Annotated in this window: 25 protein-coding genes; 17 read left to right on the top strand and 8 right to left on the bottom strand. The window is 44.3% G+C overall.

Going from position 1 to position 21681, the window contains the following annotated elements; all coding sequences use genetic code 11:
- On the bottom strand, nt 1-513 hold the full coding sequence (locus KNQ11_RS07725; RefSeq protein ID WP_149427648.1) for a YjcG family protein: 513 nt from the start codon (nt 511-513) through the stop codon (nt 1-3).
- Nucleotides 514-658: 145 nt separating this feature from the next.
- Between KNQ11_RS07725 and KNQ11_RS07720 the strand changes: the two genes are divergently transcribed.
- The 3 genes from KNQ11_RS07720 to KNQ11_RS07710 are packed head-to-tail and all read left to right on the top strand — an operon-like array spanning nt 659 to nt 2318.
- Nucleotides 659-1201 carry a phosphatidylglycerophosphatase A family protein gene (locus KNQ11_RS07720; RefSeq protein ID WP_034786059.1) on the top strand — a complete coding sequence of 181 codons (543 nt, stop codon included), beginning with the start codon at nt 659-661 and terminating at the stop codon, nt 1199-1201.
- Entirely contained in the window at nt 1201-1821 is a 621-nt protein-coding gene (locus tag KNQ11_RS07715) for a phosphatase PAP2 family protein (protein ID WP_149427647.1), read from the top strand. Before KNQ11_RS07720 ends, KNQ11_RS07715 begins: the two co-directional genes overlap by 1 nt.
- On the top strand, nt 1821-2318 hold the full coding sequence (locus KNQ11_RS07710; RefSeq protein WP_149427646.1) for an HAD family hydrolase: 498 nt from the start codon (nt 1821-1823) through the stop codon (nt 2316-2318). The genes KNQ11_RS07715 and KNQ11_RS07710 overlap by 1 nt, the downstream gene beginning before the upstream one ends.
- 55 nt (nt 2319-2373) lie before the next feature.
- On the opposite strand, the gene KNQ11_RS07705 is transcribed toward KNQ11_RS07710, so the two are convergent.
- The 4 genes from KNQ11_RS07705 to KNQ11_RS07690 form a co-directional block, all read right to left on the bottom strand.
- On the bottom strand, nt 2374-3249 hold the full coding sequence (locus KNQ11_RS07705) for a DegV family protein (protein WP_149427645.1): 876 nt from the start codon (nt 3247-3249) through the stop codon (nt 2374-2376).
- A gap of 65 nt (nt 3250-3314) precedes the next feature.
- Nucleotides 3315-4640: a branched-chain amino acid transport system II carrier protein gene (brnQ, locus tag KNQ11_RS07700; RefSeq protein ID WP_214770947.1), complete on the bottom strand. Its 1326-nt coding sequence runs from the start codon at nt 4638-4640 to the stop codon at nt 3315-3317.
- A gap of 345 nt (nt 4641-4985) precedes the next feature.
- Complete coding sequence (locus KNQ11_RS07695; protein ID WP_050677561.1) at nt 4986-5279, bottom strand: hypothetical protein; 294 nt, start codon at nt 5277-5279, stop codon at nt 4986-4988.
- Nucleotides 5280-5526: 247 nt separating this feature from the next.
- Nucleotides 5527-6279 carry a hypothetical protein gene (locus tag KNQ11_RS07690; protein ID WP_251133634.1) on the bottom strand — a complete coding sequence of 251 codons (753 nt, stop codon included), beginning with the start codon at nt 6277-6279 and terminating at the stop codon, nt 5527-5529.
- 111 nt (nt 6280-6390) lie between these two features.
- Here KNQ11_RS07690 and KNQ11_RS07685 point away from each other — a divergent pair, with 111 nt between their 5' ends.
- The 7 genes from KNQ11_RS07685 to KNQ11_RS07655 all read left to right on the top strand — a co-directional run bounded on the left by KNQ11_RS07685 (nt 6391) and on the right by KNQ11_RS07655 (nt 12188).
- On the top strand, nt 6391-6948 hold the full coding sequence (locus KNQ11_RS07685) for a GNAT family N-acetyltransferase (RefSeq protein WP_023468869.1): 558 nt from the start codon (nt 6391-6393) through the stop codon (nt 6946-6948).
- Nucleotides 6949-6956: 8 nt separating this feature from the next.
- On the top strand, nt 6957-7670 hold the full coding sequence (locus KNQ11_RS07680; protein ID WP_214770944.1) for an alpha/beta fold hydrolase: 714 nt from the start codon (nt 6957-6959) through the stop codon (nt 7668-7670).
- Between the two features lie 86 nt (nt 7671-7756).
- Nucleotides 7757-8848: a conserved virulence factor C family protein gene (locus tag KNQ11_RS07675; RefSeq protein WP_214770943.1), complete on the top strand. Its 1092-nt coding sequence runs from the start codon at nt 7757-7759 to the stop codon at nt 8846-8848.
- A 360-nt stretch (nt 8849-9208) separates the two neighbouring features.
- Complete coding sequence (locus KNQ11_RS07670) at nt 9209-9421, top strand: hypothetical protein (protein WP_023468866.1); 213 nt, start codon at nt 9209-9211, stop codon at nt 9419-9421.
- 81 nt (nt 9422-9502) lie between these two features.
- The gene (locus tag KNQ11_RS07665; protein ID WP_149427640.1) at nt 9503-9949 is read left to right on the top strand and encodes a BsuPI-related putative proteinase inhibitor; all 447 of its coding nucleotides are present in this window, start codon (nt 9503-9505) and stop codon (nt 9947-9949) included.
- Nucleotides 9950-9982: 33 nt separating this feature from the next.
- Nucleotides 9983-10801: an ammonia-dependent NAD(+) synthetase gene (nadE, locus tag KNQ11_RS07660; protein ID WP_214770929.1), complete on the top strand. Its 819-nt coding sequence runs from the start codon at nt 9983-9985 to the stop codon at nt 10799-10801.
- 115 nt (nt 10802-10916) lie between these two features.
- On the top strand, nt 10917-12188 hold the full coding sequence (locus KNQ11_RS07655; protein ID WP_214770916.1) for an FAD-dependent oxidoreductase: 1272 nt from the start codon (nt 10917-10919) through the stop codon (nt 12186-12188).
- A gap of 49 nt (nt 12189-12237) precedes the next feature.
- Here KNQ11_RS07655 and KNQ11_RS07650 read toward each other — a convergent pair whose 3' ends face one another.
- Nucleotides 12238-12633: a disulfide bond formation protein B gene (locus KNQ11_RS07650; protein WP_023468862.1), complete on the bottom strand. Its 396-nt coding sequence runs from the start codon at nt 12631-12633 to the stop codon at nt 12238-12240.
- A gap of 65 nt (nt 12634-12698) precedes the next feature.
- On the opposite strand from KNQ11_RS07650, the gene KNQ11_RS07645 reads away from it, so the two are divergent.
- From KNQ11_RS07645 to KNQ11_RS07625, 5 genes are all read left to right on the top strand, one after another.
- Nucleotides 12699-13589, top strand: coding sequence for a transcriptional regulator CcpC (locus KNQ11_RS07645; RefSeq protein ID WP_029342184.1), 891 nt, complete (start codon nt 12699-12701; stop codon nt 13587-13589).
- Entirely contained in the window at nt 13573-14685 is a 1113-nt protein-coding gene (locus KNQ11_RS07640) for an N-acetyldiaminopimelate deacetylase (RefSeq protein ID WP_023468860.1), read from the top strand. The genes KNQ11_RS07645 and KNQ11_RS07640 overlap by 17 nt, the downstream gene beginning before the upstream one ends.
- Nucleotides 14686-14919: 234 nt before the next feature.
- On the top strand, nt 14920-16317 hold the full coding sequence (locus tag KNQ11_RS07635; RefSeq protein ID WP_023468859.1) for a cytochrome ubiquinol oxidase subunit I: 1398 nt from the start codon (nt 14920-14922) through the stop codon (nt 16315-16317).
- 12 nt (nt 16318-16329) lie between these two features.
- Entirely contained in the window at nt 16330-17352 is a 1023-nt protein-coding gene (locus tag KNQ11_RS07630; protein ID WP_023468858.1) for a cytochrome d ubiquinol oxidase subunit II, read from the top strand.
- A gap of 104 nt (nt 17353-17456) precedes the next feature.
- Nucleotides 17457-18125, top strand: a complete 669-nt coding sequence (locus tag KNQ11_RS07625) for a potassium channel family protein (protein ID WP_023468857.1) — start codon at nt 17457-17459, stop codon at nt 18123-18125.
- Between the two features lie 39 nt (nt 18126-18164).
- Here KNQ11_RS07625 and KNQ11_RS07620 read toward each other — a convergent pair whose 3' ends face one another.
- Entirely contained in the window at nt 18165-18941 is a 777-nt protein-coding gene (locus KNQ11_RS07620) for a Cof-type HAD-IIB family hydrolase (RefSeq protein ID WP_064299596.1), read from the bottom strand.
- A gap of 173 nt (nt 18942-19114) precedes the next feature.
- Between KNQ11_RS07620 and KNQ11_RS07615 the strand changes: the two genes are divergently transcribed.
- Both KNQ11_RS07615 and rnjA read left to right on the top strand, forming a co-directional pair.
- Nucleotides 19115-19330: a DNA-dependent RNA polymerase subunit epsilon gene (locus KNQ11_RS07615; RefSeq protein WP_023468855.1), complete on the top strand. Its 216-nt coding sequence runs from the start codon at nt 19115-19117 to the stop codon at nt 19328-19330.
- Complete coding sequence (gene rnjA / locus KNQ11_RS07610) at nt 19327-20994, top strand: ribonuclease J1 (RefSeq protein WP_035396693.1); 1668 nt, start codon at nt 19327-19329, stop codon at nt 20992-20994. The genes KNQ11_RS07615 and rnjA overlap by 4 nt, the downstream gene beginning before the upstream one ends.
- A 45-nt stretch (nt 20995-21039) precedes the next feature.
- On the opposite strand, the gene def is transcribed toward rnjA, so the two are convergent.
- The gene (gene def / locus KNQ11_RS07605) at nt 21040-21579 is read right to left on the bottom strand and encodes a peptide deformylase (protein ID WP_029342180.1); all 540 of its coding nucleotides are present in this window, start codon (nt 21577-21579) and stop codon (nt 21040-21042) included.
- Nucleotides 21580-21681: the final 102 nt, after the last annotated feature.

Genomic DNA, 21681 nt, shown 5'->3' with positions numbered 1-21681 from the left:
TCATTGACCTGTGAAGCGGAATGTCTCATAGACACTCCAAGCACCGTTCTCCAGTTCATACAATAAAGCCATTTTCGTGACGTCCTCTTGGAAACGGATATCTTCCATCTTGAGACGTTCTAGTACATCGAACAGTTCGACATCCGACAGTTCTTGACCGATTGTGATATGTGGCAAGAAATCGTATTTCGGCTTATGTTCGAGTGGTCCCGTATGCAAAGCGCGATGTAATTGTTCTAACTCATCCGTCGGCATTACTTTAAGGAACAAGACATTGTTCGTCGGATGGAACGAACGAGCTCCTTGAATGTGTAGATTAACTGGCTTAGTTTCAGATGCAATCTGATTTAATTCACTAACGATTCGATCAAGTTCTGACTCATCGACCTCTGTTCGCTCCCGTAGCGTGATATGAGGTGTGATCAGTGAATACTTCGAGTCATATCTCTTTCGGTATGAATTGGCAAAATCTTGAACGCGTTTCGATGGAAACAATACAACCCCGATGTTCATCGAAAATCCCCTACTTTCCCCTGAAATGATAACGCTTTACAAAATAATCATGACGGATTCTGGCGTCGATGTCAAAGAAGTTTGAGAGGAGGTTCAGAATCCGTGTATACTAATGAAGTACTTTGTTGGAGAGGTGGATATAGTCATGAAGAAAACACATTCAAAAGAGGTCAAACAGGCAGCTATCGATAAGTTACACGAACGAGGGGTGACGATTCATGCGATCGCTGAGATCGTGTACCAAATGCAGGCTCCCTACACGGTGGATCTGACAATTGAAACATGTGTCAGTTCAGTAGAACGTGTTCTTGAAAAACGTGAATTACAACATGCGATTCTCGTCGGAGCAGAACTAGACATCCTGGCGGAAAAAGGGTTATTATCAGAACCTCTGCTGTCCATCATCCAAAGCGATGAAGGGCTATTTGGCGTAGATGAGACGATTGCGATTGGTGCCGTCAACACGTATGGTTCGATTGCGGTTACGACGTTTGGCTATTTGGATAAAGCAAAGGTCGGTATCATCAAAGAACTCGATACGAAACTTGGGGACGGAAAAGTCAATACGTTCATGGATGATATCGTCGCGGCCATCGCAGCAAATGCATCCGGACGACTAGCGCATCGTTTGCGAGATAAGGAAGACTATTCAGCAGAAGAATTAGAAGAACGTAAGGGGACATACTGATGCGGGGTGCAAGAGCGGCGTGGATTGGTGCATCCATTGCTGTCGTCTTATTTGTGATCATCGCTGTCTCCATTCGGACAACAGGCTATTTTTTATTTGATGCTCAATTATCGTCATATATGTCGCAACACGTCCCAGGGGATTACGTTTCTTGGTTCACTCAACTTGGGTCAGGTCCAGGGGCGATGACGATGACGGTGTTACTTGGAATACTGAGTTATGTTTTGTGGCGGGATCGCATTGCAAGTATCTGGTATGTAATCATGGCAATATCAGTAGGTGTATTGAATCAAGTCGTTAAATTTGCCTTTGTCCGAGAGCGCCCCTCATTAAATGAATTGGTTGGTGGCGTAGGATACAGTTTTCCGAGTGGTCACTCAGCGATGGCTTTTGCCGTCTATACCGGATTTCTCGTCGTTGCGTTTCGTCATTTGAAAACAGGTGGGAAGGTACTTGTATCGATCGTGACGATTGGATTATTCCTCGCCATGGGAGGTTCTCGAATCATTTTAAACGTTCACTATTTCTCAGATGTCATCGGTGGATATTGTTTTGCCGCGATTCTTTTATGTAGCTCCTATGCATTCATCGTCTCCCGTAGAAAAAAAGGAGTGGCTTGATGTTACTGTTAGATGTTGATCATAGTTTATTATTTGATGAAGAGACGATGCGCTCCATCGACAAGCCGACGTTGCTTGTCGAGCGAGTCGCTGGGCGACCTCGTTTCATGACGATGCGAGCGCATCTTAGATTAAAACGGTTAGTATCGATTAACGGTGTTGTTCCGGTGACGAAACGAACGATGGAAGAGTACCAGCAGTTGGAACTCTTTCAAATCGATGCGCCACCGAAGTGGGCAATCATTGACGGTGGAAAGATTTTGATTAAAGAAGGAAAAGTGGATCGTCGATATGAAAATTGGCTTCGTCAATTCAATAAGGAGACATCACTTGATTCCATCCTTGAGTATCTCATCGAAATGGAACAAGTTTCGATTGATGTATATCCTTCTGAGACGTTATCCAGTGTAATCACGCTTCCGCATGAGCCGATTCAACGGACGACGGACGAAGCCGCATTATTAGAAGAACTATTTCGTAAGTATGAAACGACATGAAAAAACCGGACGGTCTCAAGCAGACCGTCCGGTTTTCATCGTTTCGTGCAAGATGTCAAGTTGTTGGTAAAGGAATCTCATCGAACCAGTACACACCGACCGTCTCAGCGCCAGCATGTGCCAAGATGGAAGGACCAAATTGGGTAATGCGTACTTGAAGCTCCGGATGTTCTGTAGAAATCAAGCGCCGTAATTCTTCAGCAGCGGCATGAGCAAGCGTATGACTGACATAAAGCGTCCGATCATATACACCATGAGCACTGATTTTTGATGAAATTTCACTGACCATTTCTTTAAAAGCTTTTTTGATGGAACGAACTTTTTTAAATGGGACAAGTCGTCCTTCCTCATTAAATTGAGCGATTGGTTTAATATTGAGCATGTTTGCTAGTAAAAATTGACTTCCTGAGACACGTCCGCTCCGTCGCATCGTCTCCATATTTCCGATGATCAGATAAAAATGCGATTTGTGTTTGAATGTCTCAAGCGTAGACATGACTTCATCGGGACCTTTACCAGCAGCAACGAGTCGTTGTGCGATCCGGACAAGTTCTTGCTGATTCGCAGCACCTGTATACGAATCAATCGCGTATAAGGGGAAACCGACGGCTTCAGCTGCAGCGACAGAACTCGAATATGTGCCGCTCAGTCCACTCGTGATATGAATCGCATACCCATAATCATAACCATCTTCAAGCAATTGTTCATACAAGGTTACGAAATCACCGAATGATGGTTGAGAAGTCGTCGGTGAAGCGTGGGAATCTTCTCGCATTTTTTGATCAAGCTGTTCAATCGAGATATCGACATACTCCCGGTAAGACTCTCCGTTTAAGATGAGTAAAGTCGGTATCACATGGACTCCGATTTTTTCAGCCTCTCCTGGCTCAAAAAAAGCCATGCTGTCGGTAATCCAAGCAATCTTATCCATGTATATGACGCCTCCATTAATAGAACCATTTTGTTCATCATACCATAGCGATGAAAGCGGAATCACTAGCTAGCGCGTTTTTGTGTGATAGAAGCACTGGAAACGTGTCCAAACCATGAACTGATACCGAAGGCGATGAGTGTTGGGAATAACCATTCTAAACTTTGATCCACTAAAGGCAAGGATTGATAGAACGTTTTAAGATTTCCCGGGAAAAGCGAAAGTTGATTCAACGCACTACAGAATGAGAAGAAAATCGTTACACCAAGAGTTGATTGATAAACGACCGACTTACGACGGAACAGATGACGCATGAATGTCAAAGCGATCAAGACGATGACGATTGGATAAAGGAACATCAATACCGGAACGGCGATGGATAACAATGTCTGCAATCCGACGATCGATACCGTAAGACCGAGAGCAGTCGTGAAGATACTTGCCGCTTTTAAAGATACACGGTTGGAAATCGTCATCATATATTCTGCAAATGCGGTGACGAGACCAACTGATGTCGTCAAACATGCAAGCAGAATTGCAAGACCAAGTACAGCTAAACCGATTGAGCCGAAGGCAGTATTTGCATAATGCTGAAGAAGTGCTGGACCATCAACTTTTCCGATGGCGGCAAAGGTGTTACGTCCGATCATTCCAAGTCCGACATAGACGAGAGTCAAAGCAGTGGCAGCGATAATTCCGGCACGAGTGACGACTTTAAATTGTGCTTTTCGTTCATGAACGCCTCGGCTTTTCAATGTATGCAGTACGACGACACCAAATACCAAGGCGCCGAGTGCATCAAGCGTTAAGTATCCTTGAAGGAAACCTTGAATGAATGCCTGTCCAGTCGTCTCATACGCTTCGTTTGGTGAAGCGATACCCGAAAGTGGCGAAATGATGCTACTGATGCTTAATGCAGCAAGAGCAATCAGTAACAATGGTGTGATGAAACGCCCGATGATCTCAAGTAATTTTCCTGGTCGTAGTACAAGATAAAGTGTGGCAAGGAAAAAGAGACTCGATGAGATGATCAACGTCATTTGTGAGGGAGCACCAAGAAATGGTACGACTCCGAGCTCATACGTGACAACCGATGTTCGCGGAATTCCGAAAAAGGGACCGATTGCAACATAGAGTGCGAACGTCAAGGCAGCACCTACAAAACGAGGGAGTGGTGCAGCAAGTGTTTTGATGCCACCCCCGATAGAGGCAACTGCAAGTAAGCCGAGCAAAGGAAGACCGACACCCGTTACGATAAAACCAAGGATGGCAGGAAGGAACTGTGAACCCGCAAGCGCACCGAGTTCCGGTGGGAAGATTAGGTTACCCGCACCGAAAAATAAAGCAAAAATCATAAATCCTAAAGCAAATGTATCTTTTGTCTTAAACATGTGTTGTCCTCCATTCATCCTAATTTCATAAAAAAAACCTCATCCACTAAGTTTGTGGATAGGCGTCGTTTGCTCAGACGCCTTGTCGAAATGACGAAAAGGGCCTGGATCTTCATTTTCTCAAACGAGAAATGAATCTTCAGTCCCTACTCTTAATCACAATCAGTCGTTCTTGGATGAGCGTTGCGTGTGTCATGTTTAAAACCTCCTGTTTGAATTTTTCTAAGGATAACATGAAGAAATTAATAAAACAATATTTTCTGAAAATTCACCACCGAATTTTTGAAAACAAATAACGCCTTGAGGAGAGATGAGGTCTATACCCAAGACGTTATACATTACACATCAGCTCGTTGCAATCGAGCGCGTTTTTTTGTGACGTTTCAATTTATGGAGGAGCCAAGCGTGAACGACCTCACAGGATTGACGTGGTAACGTCAGTTCAACAAGCGATTCCTGCTGTTGCCCTTTAATGATGAAAAGTCCATTTTCTTCATCGACAGGGGCGATGGTCATTGAACTCGCCTCATTCAGCGACAATTTCACTTCACCGAGTGTCGCATCCTTTAATTTCAGGATGTTCCCATTTGTCGCAAATTTCGTGAATGAGCCAATTCCGTTCACTTTTAACTGATCCATATTGAATTCCTCCTTCTGCTGATTCCAGTACTATCCCTATAAAAAACCGGGGCTAACTTCTATCTTGAAAAGGTTATCCTCATTATAGCGAAGTCTTCACAAGATGCTAGTCTTATTTTATGTGAAAATTCGAAAAATTTTTTAACAATATTGTCATATGGATAGGAATACCTTTTGAGAGGGAATCGTCATGTAAAATTCAAATAGAACAAAAGCATCCTTTTCTAAAAGAAAAAGATGCTAAAGGTCAATCTAACTCAAAACTCCATTTCTTTTTGCGACAAACAAGCGTTCCTCGTCGAAGGATCGATTCTTTCTCCGCTTCAAAATCTTCATGTAATACGCTCATATCTTCGTAGCGTCCTGCTACATATACGGGAATCGTGATATTTCTTGAGAAAACAGACCGTTTTGCACTTTCGAAATTAATCAATACTCCTTCTTTGAGGAGATGACGGATATGAATCATGATTTCAGCTGTTAAGGCGATCGAGGCGACGGATCGTGCGTGCTGACGAAATTTCCGTTGTACGAGATCGGAGATAAGTTGTTCTACTCGTGACCAATCCTTCAAGTAAACAGAAGCATGAAGCCCATCGTGTTCGCTAAAATAGACCAGTTCATTCTCGATCGAGTCAAGGAAAGGAAGAGGTGTCCCTCGTTTCATATGCATTAAAAATAATAATTCTGCGATTTCGACATCCGTCAATACATCGAGCGAATGGGAAGATCGAATATCAATAGCAGTCAAAGGATGACGCTGGACATCCGTTGATTGTGAAAACTGTTGGATCTCATGCGATTCGATGTAATGAAGCATCGTTCGAAACGATTGTTTCGTCTGTTTGAAATCACTTCCTGAAATGAGTAAAGGACGTTTCAAATCGACGGCTGCAGCGAAATCAGAGAAATGTACTCCTGACATCGTTAATCGTTGATTTTCCTCGTCCTCATATAAGTAAAGTAACGCACTCGACATACCACTTCGCTTCCTTTCCATGACTAACTACTTCATAATTTAATAGTAGCAAAACTTCGAATTGCCTGAAAGGATATTTACTTCTGAAAACGGGCATACTACATAGAGAAGCATAAAGAGAGGTGATGGAGCATGTGGGGCTTGCGAAAGCCTTTCCCGGAATTGCGGACCGAGCGCTTCATATTACGTGAGCTCGAAAACCGTGACGCACGCGAATTGTTTAAAATCCTATCGGACGATAAAGTCATGTACTATTACGGATCAGATCCGCTCGTGACGGTCTATGAAGCTAAAAATGTCATCAGTTACTTTAAAGAACAGTTCACGCAAGGTAAAGCGATTCGCTGGGCAATTGCTGATGCACAAACGAATCAATTGATCGGTACTATCGGTTTTCATAACTGGCTGTCCCAATACCATCGGGCTGAAATTGGTTTTGAAGTTAGTCAAGACTATTGGCAACGTGGTGTCGCTTCAGAAGCGGCAAGAGCTGTTCTGACATATGGTTTTGAAGAATTTGCTCTCCATCGAATCAGCGCCCTCGTCGCACCTGAAAACCTCGCTTCTAACGCATTGGTTCAAAAATTAGGATTCAAAGCAGAAGGATTACTAGAAGATTATGCATACAGTCATGGGCGTTTCATGGATTTAACGATGTACCGTATGCTCGCATCTGAATGGAAGGGATGAGGTAGTCAATGGAAAAACAGACACTTGTACTCCTGCATGGATTTACAGGAGGAACAGATTATTTTAATCGGGTAGAAGCAAATTTACGACATTCCTTTGATGTCTTACTACTAAGTTTACCAGGACATGAGGGACTCGATGTTGGTCCGGATACGATTGAAGGCTTTGCAGAATGGGTCATGCATGAACTTGATCGACGTGGTATCGACAAGCCGATCATCATCGGACATTCCTTTGGTGGATACATCACAGCTGCAATTGTTGAAGGGTATGCGGATCAAATCAGTGGATACGGTCTTGTGTATTCGACAGCTAAAGCAGATGATGAACAAGCGAAACAAAAACGAAATCAAAACATCACACGCGTTGAAGAAGTCGGTGTCAGAGAATTCGTCAATGGTCTTGTTCCATCCTTATTCGCTGAAGGGGCAGATGAGTTCGCTGTCGCTGAAGCACTTGAGATTGGATACATGATGACGGTCGAAGGAGCCATTCGTGCGCTCTCTGCGATGCGAGATCGGCGAGATATGACGAAGGTCTTGACGAGGTCAAACGTGAAGGGTGTCATCATTCACGGCACGAAAGATCAACTGATTTCAGAGGAAAGTGCATTTGCACCAAAGAATGATCATCTCATACATCGGTCAACAGACAGTGGACACATGGGGATGCTTGAGACACCGGATGCTTTCGTTGCAATCATCGAAGAGGCATTCAAGTAAGTTTTTGCCCTACAGTCACGTCTGTAGGGCATTTGCTTTGCATTTCAGATAAGATATCTGAAATGATAGAAGTGGAGGGGATACACATGAAAATCGTAGCGATTGAACCAACACCAAGTCCAAATAACATGAAAGTCATCGTTGATGAGGTCTTTTCGGAAAAAGGGCAGACATTCGAGCATGCCTTTGGCGCACCGGAACACATTCAGCGATTACTTGAAATACCTGGCGTTAAGTTCGTTTATCAGGTCAGTGACTTTTTATCGATCGAGCGTTATCCGAAGTATGATTGGCGCTCGCTTGTCATCGATATACGACGTGCGTTCGGTGAAACGTTGAATGACGTTGAACAGCACGAGACAGATGCTGAGTATGAGCCTGTCCATCTATTCGTGCAGTTCATTTTAGGAGTACCGATGCAAATCAAAGGTGTAAAAGGATTAGAAGAAAAACGAGAAGGGCTGTCGGAACGTTTCCGAGAAGCAGCGCTATTCGTTCAACCATTCGTTCAGAATGTCATTAGCGATCGACGTTGGGTGGAACAAGCACCTCGATACGGTGACCTTGACGAAAGTTTGCGTGAAGTAGCGAGTGAGATTGAGATTGCCTATCCAGTCGAACGTATCGAACGTCTCAAGTCGCTCGCAGCAGGAGAGGATATTACGTTTAGCGGTCAAGCGATTCAATCATCCGATTGGAAAGAACGATTCGCGGCGCTCGATGAACTACCTGTTGAGATGGAGTGGGTTCCAGCTTATGCTCGCCTGTTACAGGATGAGAAGATGCAAATTCGGCGTCAAGCGATTGTAAAGCTTGGGATGTTCGAAGATCACCGAGAAGAACTGTTAGAGTATTTGACGAGTGCACTGCATGATCCGTCAGGGATCGTTCGCCGGACAGCAGGCGATACGATTTCAGATTGGGCGATGCCAGAAGCTGAACCAATGATGATGGAAGCGTTAGCGGATAAAAATAAATTAGTACGCTGGCGAGCTGCTCGCTTCCTGTTTGATGTCGGAACGGAACAATCAATTCCAAGACTGCGTGAAGCCATCCGAGACCGGGAATATGAAGTGGCTCTACAAGCCGAACTCGCATTAACGCGGATCGAAAGTGGGGAAGAAGCACTAGGAACGGTTTGGCAGCAAATGAATCGAATGATAGATGAAAGTTCATAAGAACTTAAAAAATAATTGCTTGAGAGAATCATTCGACAAAATGAGTCACTGATTGTATAGGTATATTTTCCCTGTTGTCTAAAAACGCTGGTAAAATAATCAAAATTATGTTGTCATCTTTTTGAAATCGAAATGAAATGTGTTGGAAATGCTTATTAAAACGCTTGCATCTAACAACTAAATCAAGCATTCCAAAATATCCCTGATGAAATTGAAATATTGTTTTGAAATGAAATGTCGAATGACAATTTTCTTCTTTTTCCTGCCCTTTGGTACAGTTAATCTACAATAACGAATTCGAATCATGTAGGTCATCTCTTGGCTGGGCATTATGAATGAGAAAAGGGGAGAATCGGGGATATGTTACTTTTCGCTGAAACTGATTTAGCAGTAGGATACAAGGAACGGACAAAAACAGGGGTATATGTAACGATCGAAACAATCGACAGTCGTACGATTACATTAGTCGCACCAGCAAACGCGGCAGAGGATATTTGTGACGAACTTTTTGCGACAGGATTAGAGCAATTGTTTTCATTCAAGATGAATCCATCGACTTTACCTGTAGCATAAGTGAATAAACGTGCGAGAGAGGAGAATCCTCTCTCGCTTTTTTTTTATGATAAAATTGATAAAGATAAAAGGAGGGATGAGATGAAACGTCTCGTTTTCATTCTGCTACTGCTTACTGTTTGTTTAGCAGGTTGCCAAGAAAAGAAACAACAGGCAACAACAACCACGAACGAACCGATTCAGATTGCAGTCAAAACGACAAAGCAGGACGACATGATGCAATTAAACATTTCTTTAACGAATCCAAATGATCACAGTGTGAACGTGACGTATCCTTCCTCACAACGTTTTCAGGCTCAATTGATTGATGCGAAACAACACGTAACGTATGATTTTGAGAAAGAGCAAGTATTCACGCAAGCGATTGAAAAGGATACGTTCACGAAACGTGAAACGAAACAGTATACAGTTGAATTACCGATCTCCTCTTTAGGTGATAGCACGGAAGTTCGCGTATCGACAATCCGTCAGTTTAAAGGAGCAAGTGCGAAACAAACGACGGACCAACAAATGATTGATTCGAAATGACGATCAACATAATGTGAAGGAGTGAAGCGATTCATGCAACAAGAAATCATCCAAGTAACAGGAGTAAAGCCTGTCATTGACCCAGCACAAGAAGTAAACGAGCGGGTATCCTTCTTGAAGGCGTATCTCAAGCATACAAGTGCAAAAGGATTCGTACTGGGCATCTCAGGGGGACAAGATTCTTCGCTCGCCGGTCGTCTGTGCCAACTGGCAGTTGAAGAGTTACGAAAAGAAGAGGGAAAAGATGTCGCATTTTATGCGGTCCGCTTGCCTTACGGGGAACAACAAGATGAAGCAGACGCACAGACAGCCTTGACGTTCATTCAACCGGATCATTCGCTTCGTGTGAACATTAAACCAGCAGTCGAAGCATCGATGCAGGCGTTCAAAGAAGCGACAGGTGCAGAACTTTCCGACTTTAGTAAAGGAAATACGAAAGCGCGAGAGCGAATGAAAAGCCAATATGATTTAGCCGCTTATTATGGCTGTTTAGTCGTTGGAACGGATCATGCAGCTGAATTCGTGACGGGATTCTACACGAAACATGGTGATGGTGCATGTGATTTGACGCCATTGACAGGACTGAATAAACGGCAAGGGAAACAACTCTTACGTTACTTGAACGCACCAGAAGTCTTGATTGAAAAAGTTCCGACAGCAGATCTTGAAGAAAATCGTCCGGCACTACCAGACGAAGTGGCACTTGGTATGACATATGAAGAAATCGATGATTATTTGGAAGGAAAGACGATTTCAGAAGCAAGTCAAGAAAAGTTAGAGACGCAGTATAAACGTGTTGGGCATAAGCATCATATGCCGGTCTCACCACTCGATGAATGGTGGAAAGCCTAATCCAAAATAAGGAGACGTGATTTCAATCGTGAAATCACGTCTTTTTTCATGTTCTTCGATTCTTCTTCAATTGTTATGGGAAAAGAAGAGAAACGATGATTGAGGAGGCGAGAGTATGACGATTGGGATCATAGGTGGAGGGTTATCCGGCTTGACGGCAGCTGCATTATTCGCAAAACAAGGAACGCCGGTCACGCTTTGGGATGCGGGATTACTTGGAGGACGTGCCACCTCTCAAACCGTAAAAGGATTTACGTTTAATTACGGTGCTCATGCGATTTATGGACGCGATCAATCGATTCTTCGCAAACTAACGAAACAGCTCGGTATCGAAGTGACGTGGCTGGATTTCTCAGCGAGTCGTGCGAAATATGAGTTTTCAGGTCATTTGACGGCAGTTCCTGCGAATGCCTGGGGATTATTGAAAACAGAAGTCATCGAAGGAACGAACAAAGTACGTTTCACATGGGAAATCATTAAAACGATTTTACGAGTCGAACGAGGGGATCCGCAACAATCGATCGGGCAGTGGTTAAAATCAGAACGAGTCGATGAACAAGTGGCACAGTTGATGCTTGATTTGGCATCAACGAACTTTTTTACGGCAGAACCCGAAAAAATTCCGTCAGACGTCTATTTCGAGTATTATCAAAAACTTTTTCGGACGCGCAAGCCTGTCTCATACATCGAAGGTGGATGGCAAGGGTTAGTACAGGAGTTGGAACGGATCATCCTAGAGAACCACGGAGAGATCCTGAAAAAAACAAAAATAACAGCAGTCGAATCGACTACGACAGGATTCTTAGTACGTGATCGAAAGAAACAAGAATGGAACGTCGAACGGATCATCTTTGCCGTCCCACCGCGTGAAATCTTAAAAATGGCGACTCCCACTGACATTCAGCGATTTGTTACACCGTACGCGAGCCATGAACCGGTAGAAGTATTCGTGTATGATCTTGGACTTCATCCGTATATCGAAACACCGTATTCATACATCTACGACCGTTCGCATCGAGCGTTCATCACGGATTTATCGCATTATGATGCAAGTCTTGCACCGAAGGATGGTCAAGTTCTTCAAGCAATCGCCTACCTTGAACACGATCGACTTGAGGATCCTGATTATATTGGACATGTCCGAACAGGAATCGAACAGATGCTTGACGCTCATTTTGCAGATTGGCGACAACGTATCGTCGCAGAACGAACGATCAAACGAGCAGTCGTACAAGAAATCAAATGGAAAATGGGGCAAACGCCGCTTGCGACTCACATTCCGGATCATGCAGGTGTCGCTTTCGTCGGGGACTGGTGTGAAGGTACGGGACAACTCTCGGAGCTTGCGTTCTCAAGTGCCGTCAGCGTCTTCAATCGCTGGACGTGATGTCAAACGACAAAAAAGAGAAGTCGAATCGACTTCTCTTTTTTGTATCTTATGCTTCATTGTTCGAACGTGCTGGATAGAACGCTAGAATCAAGAGTAATGTGAAGGCAATGAGACTCATCATCGGAATTGTCAAGAAACCAAAATAGTTGACCCACTTGATGAGACAGCCGCTTGTACATAACGCTTCGCCATCAGGTAAACGCTCAAGGATGACGTGGTACAAGGCGACACCAAAGCCGGCAAGCACATACAGGCGAACGAAGAGCGGATCGATCGTTTTCGACCGGAATAGCGAGATGAGCAAATAAAAGGCAGTCGTATACATGAATAGTCGTTGCCACCAACAGAGAGGGCAGGGGATGAATCCGCGAATTTCACTGAAATAGAGACTGCCAAGCGTTGCAATCGTTGAGATGATGAACATAAAATGATAGCGTGTCATATGTATCGTCCTTTCTAACGTGTTAAACTAATGCCATCTTATATCATGAGGAGTCGAATCTCACATTGCAAGTGTCGGAAATGGAAATGTTGATCACCTTATCGGAAGAATTGAATATGAGGCGCGCTGCTGAACGATTATTCGTCTCGCAACCTGCGCTTAGTCAACGTCTCGTTGCGATTGAAAGACGCTGGGGAACAAAATTATTCATTCGTTCATCGCGTGGGTTAAGCATCACACCACAAGGAGAAAAAGTAATCGGTCTCGCAAAAGAGATGAATCGGAAGGAACTTGAGTTAAAAAGTGAATTGACGGCAGAAGAGGGTGCCGTTTATGGAACGCTTCGGATTGCCGTCGCTTCCATCATGGGGCAATATTGGCTCCCGCGTGTCTTAAAACGATTCGTTGAGCGTTATCCGCATGTCCGTGTTCAGCTTGTCACGGGATGGTCCAGTGAGATGATGCGTCATATGTTAGAGGAACATTTTCATATCGGGATCATTCGTGGAAACCCGGACTGGAAAGGTGTTAAAGAACGTCTTTTCTCGGATCCGCTCTATTTAGTCGATAGTGAGTTGACGTCAATCGAACAGTTACGCGTGACGGATCGACCATTCATCCAGTTCAAGAGTGACTCAACGTACTATCAGGAAATTTTAGAATGGTGGCAAGATCGGTTCGCAAGTCCACCATCTCGGACGCTGGTCGTCGATCAAATCGAGACATGTAAGCAGATGGCTCTACATGGAATTGGATTTGCGATTTTACCCGAGTCGACGATTCAGCAATCAAATGAAGTCATGCAGCTTCCGTTAAAAACATCGTCTGGAAAAATATTAAAGCGAGATACATGGATTTTGTCTACGGAATCGATGCTTGAACTAAAACAAGTTCAAGCATTTTGGGATATCGTAAAAGAAGAAGGAGGAAGTCAGTCAGATGGAATACGCCATTGAAATGCGGCGCGCGCTTCATAAAATACCAGAACCAGGGTTCAAGGAGTTTAAGACGCAAGCTTTTATATTGGAACAAATTCGTGCCTATCCACCAGATCGTGTCACGTATGACACGTTTGAAACGGGAGTTTTCGTTCGAGTGAAAGGATTGACTGGAAATCGGACAATTGGGTACCGTGCAGATATTGATGGGTTACCGATTGAAGAAGCGACAGGTCTTCCGTTTTGCTCGGAACATCCAGGCTTCATGCATGCCTGTGGTCACGATATGCACACGTCGATTGCGTTGGGATTGATGAAACGAATCATTGAATTGCCGGTCATGGATGATGTCGTCTTTTTATTCCAACCAGCGGAAGAAGGTCCGGGCGGGGCAGAACCGATGATCAAAAGTCCGTTGTTTGAAAAATATCGTCCAAGTGAGATGTATGGTCTTCACGTCGCACCGGAGTATCCAGTCGGTACGATTGCAAGCCGTCCCGGCGTCTTGTTCGCGAGTGCTCGAGAAGTCCATATCACGATCTATGGTCAAAGTGGTCACGCGGCCTTTCCTCATTTGACGATTGATACGGTCGTCGCGCAAGCAGCCTTAATCATGCAATTGCAAACAATCGTCAGCCGATCCATCAATCCGATGAACTGTAGCGTCATCACGATCGGAAAGGTCGATGCCGGGATTCGGGAAAACGTCATCGCCGGTAGAGCAGTTCTTGACGGTACGATGCGCGCGCTCAATGGGGAAGACATGGAAAAACTGGAACGACGCGTTCGTGACATCATTCGAGGAATCGAAGCTTCCTTTGGCGTCAAGATTGATCTGCAATTCGGAAATCGTTATTACGAGGTCGTCAATGACCGACACATCGTTGATAAATTTTCATCATTCGTCAAGATGAATGCGAACTACATTGAATGTGATGCAGCAATGACAGGAGAAGACTTCGGATTCATGTTGAAGGAAATTCCAGGGATGATGTTTTGGCTTGGAGTCGACAATCCGACATCTGGACTTCATCAACCAACCTTGAATCCGGATGAATCCGCGATTCCATTTGTGATTGATTTACTCGATCATTATTTCCGAGAATATGTTTAAAAAGTTTTATGAAATAATGAAGGACATTAAGCTTTCCCTTTCGAAATCAAGAATGGGAAAGCTTTTTATATATGTAAGAATAGGAGTTTTCGAACATTTTGTGAAAAAAATCACGTGCACATGTGAACAATTTGTTACATCAAACATTATAAACAGACATAAAGGGTTATGTTCTCTATGATACGGTTATAGACCATATAGAGAAGTATGTTTTAGGAAGAGGGGGCTATATACATGTTCAATGATCCCGTATTGCTCAGTCGATTGTTGACAGGGCTCACATTAGCGTTTCATATTATATTCGCGACAATTGGCGTCGGGGTACCACTCATGGTACTCGCAGCTGAATTCATCGGTCTGAAACGCAAAGATCCGGATTATATTTTATTAGCAAGACGGTGGACGCGTGGATACGTCGTTACCGTCGCAGTCGGTGTCGTGACAGGGACGGCCATCGGATTGCAATTATCACTACTTTGGCCGTCACTCATGCAAGTGGCTGGTCAAACGATCGCATTACCACTGTTCATGGAAACATTCGCATTCTTCTTTGAAGCGATTTTCCTCGGTATTTACCTGTATACATGGGATCGATTCAAAAACCCATGGTTACACTGGTTGATCGGGATTCCAGTCGTCATCGGTGCGACAGCATCAGCATTCTTCATTACGACGGTCAACTCCTTCATGAACTCACCAGAAGGATTTAAGATCGTCAACGGAACGCTAACGCAAATTGAACCATTAAAAGCAATGTTCAATACAGCAACACCTACAAAAGCAACACACGTCATCGTATCGGCTTATTTGACAGTCGCCTTCATCTTGGCGGCAATCGCGGCGTTCCACTTACTCCGCAAAAAAACACTCTCAGCAGCGGAAACAGCGTATCACAAAAAAGCACTTCGCTTAACGGTTATGGCTGGATTGATTTTTGCCTTCTCGACTGCACTTGTCGGGGACTTCTCAGGGAAATACTTGGCGAAATATCAGCCAGAGAAACTCGCGGCTGCTGAATGGCATTTTGAAACGACAAGTGAAGCAGAATTGATCTTTGGTGGGATACTTGATCAGCAAGAAGACGGCAGTTATGAAATCAAGGGAGCCGTCAAAATCCCATATGCACTCTCGATCCTTGCGGGTGGAGCTCCAGATACAGAAGTCATTGGTCTAAATGAGTTCGCAAAAGAAGATCAAGCACCGCTGATCGTTCACTATTTCTTCGATATCATGGTTTCGATTGGTATGTATTTGGCTGCCATCTCTGCCTTGTTCATCTTGGCATTCCGTTTGAAAAAATTAAATCCTTATAACAAATGGATTTTAAGAGGTGTCTTCATCGGTGGACCTCTGGCGATGATTTCCATTGAAGCAGGTTGGATGTATGCTGAAATTGGTCGCCAACCTTGGACACTTTACGGCATCATGCGGACAGCAGATGCGGCGACGACATCAACTGCCGTCGGTCCGATGTTGATTCTATTCAGTGCCTTGTACTTGATGCTCGGTACGATTTGTACAGTCGTATTATTACGGATGTTCAAGAAAAACCCGGTTGGAAAAGAACTTCAAGAACTTGCTGAAAACCACCACGCGCGTGGGGAAGCTATGTTCGTGGATGATAATAAGTAAGGAGGGAACGATTTGGACGTTCAAACACTAGGAATTACGGTCCTTTGGACTTTCCTGTACGGATATCTCATCGTTGCCTCAATTGACTTCGGTGCTGGATTTTACGCCTTTTATTCAAAATATACGAAGCGGGATCATTTAACGAATCGATTGATTCTTCGTTATCTCTCACCAGTGTGGGAGGTAACGAATGTCTTCTTCGTATTCTTCTTCGTCGGATTAGTCGGGTTCTTCCCGGATACCGCTTACTATTTCGGTACGGCACTACTCGTGCCAGCCTCGATCGTTCTCGTATTGATTGCGATTCGTGGTAGTTTCTATGCATTCGCCAATTATGGATCAAATGACAGCATGTTCTATACGTTCTTATATGGAGCAACTGGTCTATTGATTCCGGCGGCGATGTCAACGACATTGACGATCAGTCAAGGTGGTTTCATTCGTAAAACGAATGAAACAGTCGAGTTTTTAGGAACAAAATTATTTACGAACTTTTACTCTTGGTCGGTCGTAGCACTCGCTATCGTATCCGTCCTCTATATCAGTGCGATGTTCCTCTTGTTCTACGCAGATAAAGCGAAGGATGAAGGGGCTACTCCGCTAATTCGTAAATGGGCACTCTTCTGGAGTGGTCCGACGATTCTTGTCTGTGCACTCGTCTTCTTTGGATTGAAAAATCAAGCGGCATGGCACTATGAGAACATCTTAAACGGGAACTGGTGGTGGTTCGCTGCTAGTTTCATCTTCTTCCTCGTTGCGGTGACACTCGTCTACATGAAGAAGAATTACGGAATTGCCTTCGTCGCGGTCATGCTACAGTATGGAGTGGCATGGTTTGGTTACGGTTATACGCACCTACCATACATCTTGTATCCATATATCGATATCAACAAAGCGGTCGTTAACGAAACAATGGCTTCCGCACTCGTCGTTGTCTTCATCTTCGGACTCTTACTCTTGATTCCGGCGTTGTACTTGATTTTACGACTCTTCTTGTTCGATAACGATTATGTACGTGGGAAATCCTCAAAATAATGGATGAATAAACGCCTCTGCGAATCGCAGGGGCGTTTATAGTATTTTTAAATTGAATCGGGTACACTACTAAGGAAGAGCGATTGTGAAGGAGAGTTGTGAAAATGAATGGAGAGTTTGCAGTAATTGGACTAGGGCGCTTTGGTGGCTCGATTGTCCGTGAATTATCGAAAAATGGCTACGATGTCTTAGCGATTGACTCCGACGAGGAGCGCGTCAATGAATTCATGGGAATTGCGACGCATTCCGTCATCGCGGACACAACGGATGAGAATGTCTTAAAAAGTCTAGGAATCCGAAACTTCGATCATGTCATCGTTGCCATCGGTGAAAATATTCAAGCATCCATCTTGACGACATTGATCTTAAAAGAGCTTGGGGTACAATCGATCACCGTTAAAGCGACGAACGATTACCACGAAAAGGTATTACGAAAAATTGGAGCAGACTTCATCGTTCACCCCGAACGGGATATGGGAGTCCGGATTGCAAATGGTTTAATGAGTTCAAATATTCTTGACTATCTCGACTTATCTCAAGAATTTTCGATCGTTGAAATTAAAGTCAGTGACCGGATGGCAAAACAAACATTGATCGACCTTGATCTACGAAGCAAATACGGAGCGAACGTCGTCGCCATTAAACGTGGAGAAAACGTTCTGATTTCTCTACAAGCTGATGAAATGATTGAAAAAGGGGACTATCTCGTCGTCATTGGTGAAAATGAGGATCTCGACCGTCTAGAGCGTGCGATTCATAAAGTGAAGAACTAAAAAAAAGCTGAGGCGCGCCTCAGCTTTACATTTACTTAATTAAATGAGTTGGAATTCTTTTAATCCGTGTGCGATACCGTCCTCAAGGATTGGTTTCGTGACATAGTCAGCGGCAGCTTTCGTTTCTGGAAGCCCGTTGCCCATTGCAATACCGGTTCCAACGTAGCGGAGCATCTCTAAATCGTTTAAAGCATCACCGAATGCAAAGGTATCTTCGCGGCGAATATTCGTCAATTTCAGGAATTGTTTGATCCCTTCTGCTTTCGAGGAACCGACATTGATGACATCCATTGCGTGTGGATGCCAACGAATGAAATCGAATGCGTCATACCGTTTAACATAATCCGCTTCTTCTTCGGCCGTACAGTAGACGAGCGTTTGGAAAACATCATGCGATAAGAAAGCTTCTTCATCGTGAATCGGTAATGGCATGTCGAGTTCGCCGAGCGAATCTACGACATGCGTGTCATTTGATTTCGTCGTGAAGCCTTTTGTTTCGCCAAGATAAACGAGTGTATGCCCGTTTTCTTTCGCTTGTTGCGTTAAATGCGTTAAATCCGTCTTAGGTTGTGGACGTTTGTAGATGATTTCATTTTGATGAACGACGATTTGCCCGTTATAGCCGATAATCGTATCGATGTTGAGTAGTTCACGGATTCCAGACAACATCGCAGGTCCGCGTCCAGTTGCAAGGGCTACATAGACACCATTTTCTTGAAGCTTACGAATTGCCTGTTTTGTTGATTCCGGAACAAAATGACCATCATGCAATAAGGTTCCGTCGATATCGAAAAAGACGACTTTCTGATTTGCCATGGTTTCACCTTCTCTTTTTAATTGGTCGAAATGACCTGTTCATGTGAAAGTATAGCATAACCAAAAGCGTGTTGCCGGAAGGGAACATGCCGAATAAGGATGAAAAATAGTCCATGTATCGTGTATACTGTACTAAGGACAAAAAACAATGTACTGATAAGGAGTTGCTAGGCATGATTTTTAAAGTATTTTACCAACCGCTTCGTTCGGAAGCACCTGTTCGTGAACGGACAGAAACAATGTATGTAGAAGGGGAAAGCATTCGTGACGTGCGATCAACGATTGACCACCTCAAAGATATCAACATCGAGTTCATCCGCGAAGTCAGCGGAGAATTTTTGACATACGAACAACAACATCCTGATTTCAAGGTTGCGACGTTCGAATGAAGTTCGTCAAAAACCATCAGGCCGCCGTTTTCGCACTCGGTGGACTCGGGGAAATCGGGAAGAACACGTATGTCGTTCAATTCCAAGATGAGATCATCGTCATTGACGCGGGTGTCATGTTCCCAGAAGATGAATTACTTGGAATCGACTATGTCATTCCAGATTACACGTACTTGATCAAGAACAAGGATAAGGTCAAAGGCGTCTTCATCACACACGGTCATGAAGATCACATTGGTGGCCTGCCTTTCTTGCTTAAACAAGTGAACTTACCGATTTACGCTGGTAAGATTGCGATGGGTCTCATCAAGGTGAAGTTAGAAGAGCATGGTTTGCTTCGCAACGCGGAACTGCATGAGATCGATGAAGATTCGGTCATCAAGTTCCGGAAGACAAGCATCTCGTTTTTCCGTACGACACACTCGATTCCGAACTCGTTCGGTGTCGTCGTCAAAACACCACAAGGGAACATCGTGCATACAGGGGACTTCAAGTTCGATTTCACGCCAGTCGGAGAGCCGGCTGATTTAGCGAAAATGGCTGAACTCGGTAAAGAAGGCGTATTGTGTCTTCTATCGGATTCAACGAATGCAGAAGTGGAAGGGTTTACGATGAGTGAACGTGTCGTTGGGGAAACGATCTCAGACATCTTCCGTAAAGCGGAAGGACGGATCATCTTCGCGACGTTTGCGTCGAACATCTATCGTCTGCAACAAGTCGTCAATGCTTCTGTAGAAGCAGGACGGAAAATCGTCGTCTTCGGACGTAGCATGGACAAGGTCATGATGATTGGTCAAGAACTTGATTTCATCAAAGCACCGAAGGGGACGATCATCGAGCCGAACGAGATGAAACGTTATAAATCAAATGAGTTGACGATCCTTTGTACCGGTTCACAAGGAGAACCAATGGCTGCACTTAGCCGTATCGCAAACGGAACACATCGTCAAATCTCGATCATTCCGGATGATCTCGTCATCTTCTCTTCGTCCCCAATCCCAGGAAACGTCGTTTCTGTCGGAAAGACGATCAATCAGCTATATAAAGCTGGCGCAGATGTCATGTACGGTAAACTGAATGATATCCATACATCAGGTCACGGTAGTCAACAAGAGCAGTTGCTCATGTTACGTCTATTGAATCCGAAATACTTCATGCCGATTCACGGGGAATACCGGATGCTGAAGAAGCATATGTCGCTTGCGATGGATGCTGGTGTACCGGAAGAGAACTGCTTCGTCATGGATAACGGTGAAGTACTCGCATTAGATGCGAATGCAGCCGCTATCACTGGGAAGATTCAAGCGAATGCCGTTTATGTCGATGGAAAAGGAATCGGAGACATCGGAAACATCGTCTTACGCGATCGCCGTATTCTCTCAGAAGAGGGACTCGTCGTCGTCGTCGTGACGCTTGACTCGAAGACGAATCGTCTCGTCTCTGGACCGGACATCATCTCGCGTGGTTTCGTCTACATGCGTGAGTCGGGTAATTTGATTAAAGATGCTGAACGTCTACTCAAGCGTTCGCTTGATCAATCGCTTGCGAACCGTAATACGAAATGGACGGACATCAAACAAGTCATCAATGATACGCTCACACCGTATTTAACAGAAAAAACACAACGTCATCCAATGGTCATGCCGATCATCATGGAAGTCTGATTCAAAAAAATCCTCGTCTCCGAAACGGAAACGAGGATTTTTGAATTACGTGGCAGGACCGTATTCCTTGAACGGTTCTTTTTTATCAATCCGATCATAGAACATGACGCCATCTAGATGGTCGTATTCATGCTGGCAGACGATTGCTTTCATCCCTTTTAAACGTAATTTTATAGGATTTCCGTTATGATCGATGCCAGTTAGGGTAATACGCATATAGCGCGGTACATGTCCTTCGACTTCACGATCGACGGACAGACATCCTTCGCCGCCCGTTAAATAGGTCTGCTCGACGGAATGACTGATGATTTTTGGATTATAGATACCAAATTCCAGCAAATCATCACCATCCGGTAAGCGGATCGCGAACATGCGCTTGTTGACACCGATTTGTGGTGCTGCAAGTCCAATGCCGCTTCGTAAATCGTATTTCTTCGCAATTTCATCATCTTGACTGTTGGCGAGGAACTCGCGCATGAGTCGCATCGTTTCCTTATCCTCATCGCTGAGAGGGAAGGTCACTTCTACTGACCGTTCGTGAAGAGCAGGAACGTCTTCGCGTACGATTTCATTCATGGTGATCATGAACAACACTCCTTTCGTCTACAAAAAGTATAGCATAGGAAAGTGGGGAATGATGACAACTAACACAGTAGGAAAATATCGAATGATACAGAAGATGGAATA

This window comes from Exiguobacterium sp. s39 (assembly GCF_018618925.1).
Lineage (GTDB): Bacteria > Bacillota > Bacilli > Exiguobacteriales > Exiguobacteriaceae > Exiguobacterium_A > Exiguobacterium_A abrahamii.
Note: the sequence above shows the minus strand (reverse complement) of the source record. Positions and strands in the feature narration are given on the sequence as shown.

Excerpts from the sequence above, each read along its gene's own strand:
- nadE (WP_214770929.1), top strand. The coding sequence starts at position 9,983 with ATGCAACAAGAAATCATCCAAGTAACAGGAGTAAAGCCTGTCATTGAC.
- KNQ11_RS07635 (WP_023468859.1), top strand. The coding sequence starts at position 14,920 with ATGTTCAATGATCCCGTATTGCTCAGTCGATTGTTGACAGGGCTCACA.
- KNQ11_RS07705 (WP_149427645.1), bottom strand. The coding sequence starts at position 3,249 with ATGGATAAGATTGCTTGGATTACCGACAGCATGGCTTTTTTTGAGCCA.
- KNQ11_RS07715 (WP_149427647.1), top strand. The coding sequence starts at position 1,201 with ATGCGGGGTGCAAGAGCGGCGTGGATTGGTGCATCCATTGCTGTCGTC.
- KNQ11_RS07620 (WP_064299596.1), bottom strand. The coding sequence starts at position 18,941 with ATGGCAAATCAGAAAGTCGTCTTTTTCGATATCGACGGAACCTTATTG.
- KNQ11_RS07640 (WP_023468860.1), top strand. The coding sequence starts at position 13,573 with ATGGAATACGCCATTGAAATGCGGCGCGCGCTTCATAAAATACCAGAA.
- KNQ11_RS07615 (WP_023468855.1), top strand. The coding sequence starts at position 19,115 with ATGATTTTTAAAGTATTTTACCAACCGCTTCGTTCGGAAGCACCTGTT.
- KNQ11_RS07650 (WP_023468862.1), bottom strand. The coding sequence starts at position 12,633 with ATGACACGCTATCATTTTATGTTCATCATCTCAACGATTGCAACGCTT.
- def (WP_029342180.1), bottom strand. The coding sequence starts at position 21,579 with ATGATCACCATGAATGAAATCGTACGCGAAGACGTTCCTGCTCTTCAC.
- KNQ11_RS07675 (WP_214770943.1), top strand. The coding sequence starts at position 7,757 with ATGAAAATCGTAGCGATTGAACCAACACCAAGTCCAAATAACATGAAA.
- KNQ11_RS07670 (WP_023468866.1), top strand. The coding sequence starts at position 9,209 with ATGTTACTTTTCGCTGAAACTGATTTAGCAGTAGGATACAAGGAACGG.
- KNQ11_RS07725 (WP_149427648.1), bottom strand. The coding sequence starts at position 513 with ATGAACATCGGGGTTGTATTGTTTCCATCGAAACGCGTTCAAGATTTT.
- KNQ11_RS07710 (WP_149427646.1), top strand. The coding sequence starts at position 1,821 with ATGTTACTGTTAGATGTTGATCATAGTTTATTATTTGATGAAGAGACG.
- KNQ11_RS07720 (WP_034786059.1), top strand. The coding sequence starts at position 659 with ATGAAGAAAACACATTCAAAAGAGGTCAAACAGGCAGCTATCGATAAG.
- KNQ11_RS07695 (WP_050677561.1), bottom strand. The coding sequence starts at position 5,279 with ATGGATCAGTTAAAAGTGAACGGAATTGGCTCATTCACGAAATTTGCG.
- KNQ11_RS07685 (WP_023468869.1), top strand. The coding sequence starts at position 6,391 with ATGTGGGGCTTGCGAAAGCCTTTCCCGGAATTGCGGACCGAGCGCTTC.
- rnjA (WP_035396693.1), top strand. The coding sequence starts at position 19,327 with ATGAAGTTCGTCAAAAACCATCAGGCCGCCGTTTTCGCACTCGGTGGA.
- KNQ11_RS07680 (WP_214770944.1), top strand. The coding sequence starts at position 6,957 with ATGGAAAAACAGACACTTGTACTCCTGCATGGATTTACAGGAGGAACA.
- KNQ11_RS07665 (WP_149427640.1), top strand. The coding sequence starts at position 9,503 with ATGAAACGTCTCGTTTTCATTCTGCTACTGCTTACTGTTTGTTTAGCA.
- KNQ11_RS07625 (WP_023468857.1), top strand. The coding sequence starts at position 17,457 with ATGAATGGAGAGTTTGCAGTAATTGGACTAGGGCGCTTTGGTGGCTCG.
- KNQ11_RS07690 (WP_251133634.1), bottom strand. The coding sequence starts at position 6,279 with ATGGAAAGGAAGCGAAGTGGTATGTCGAGTGCGTTACTTTACTTATAT.
- KNQ11_RS07655 (WP_214770916.1), top strand. The coding sequence starts at position 10,917 with ATGACGATTGGGATCATAGGTGGAGGGTTATCCGGCTTGACGGCAGCT.
- brnQ (WP_214770947.1), bottom strand. The coding sequence starts at position 4,640 with ATGTTTAAGACAAAAGATACATTTGCTTTAGGATTTATGATTTTTGCT.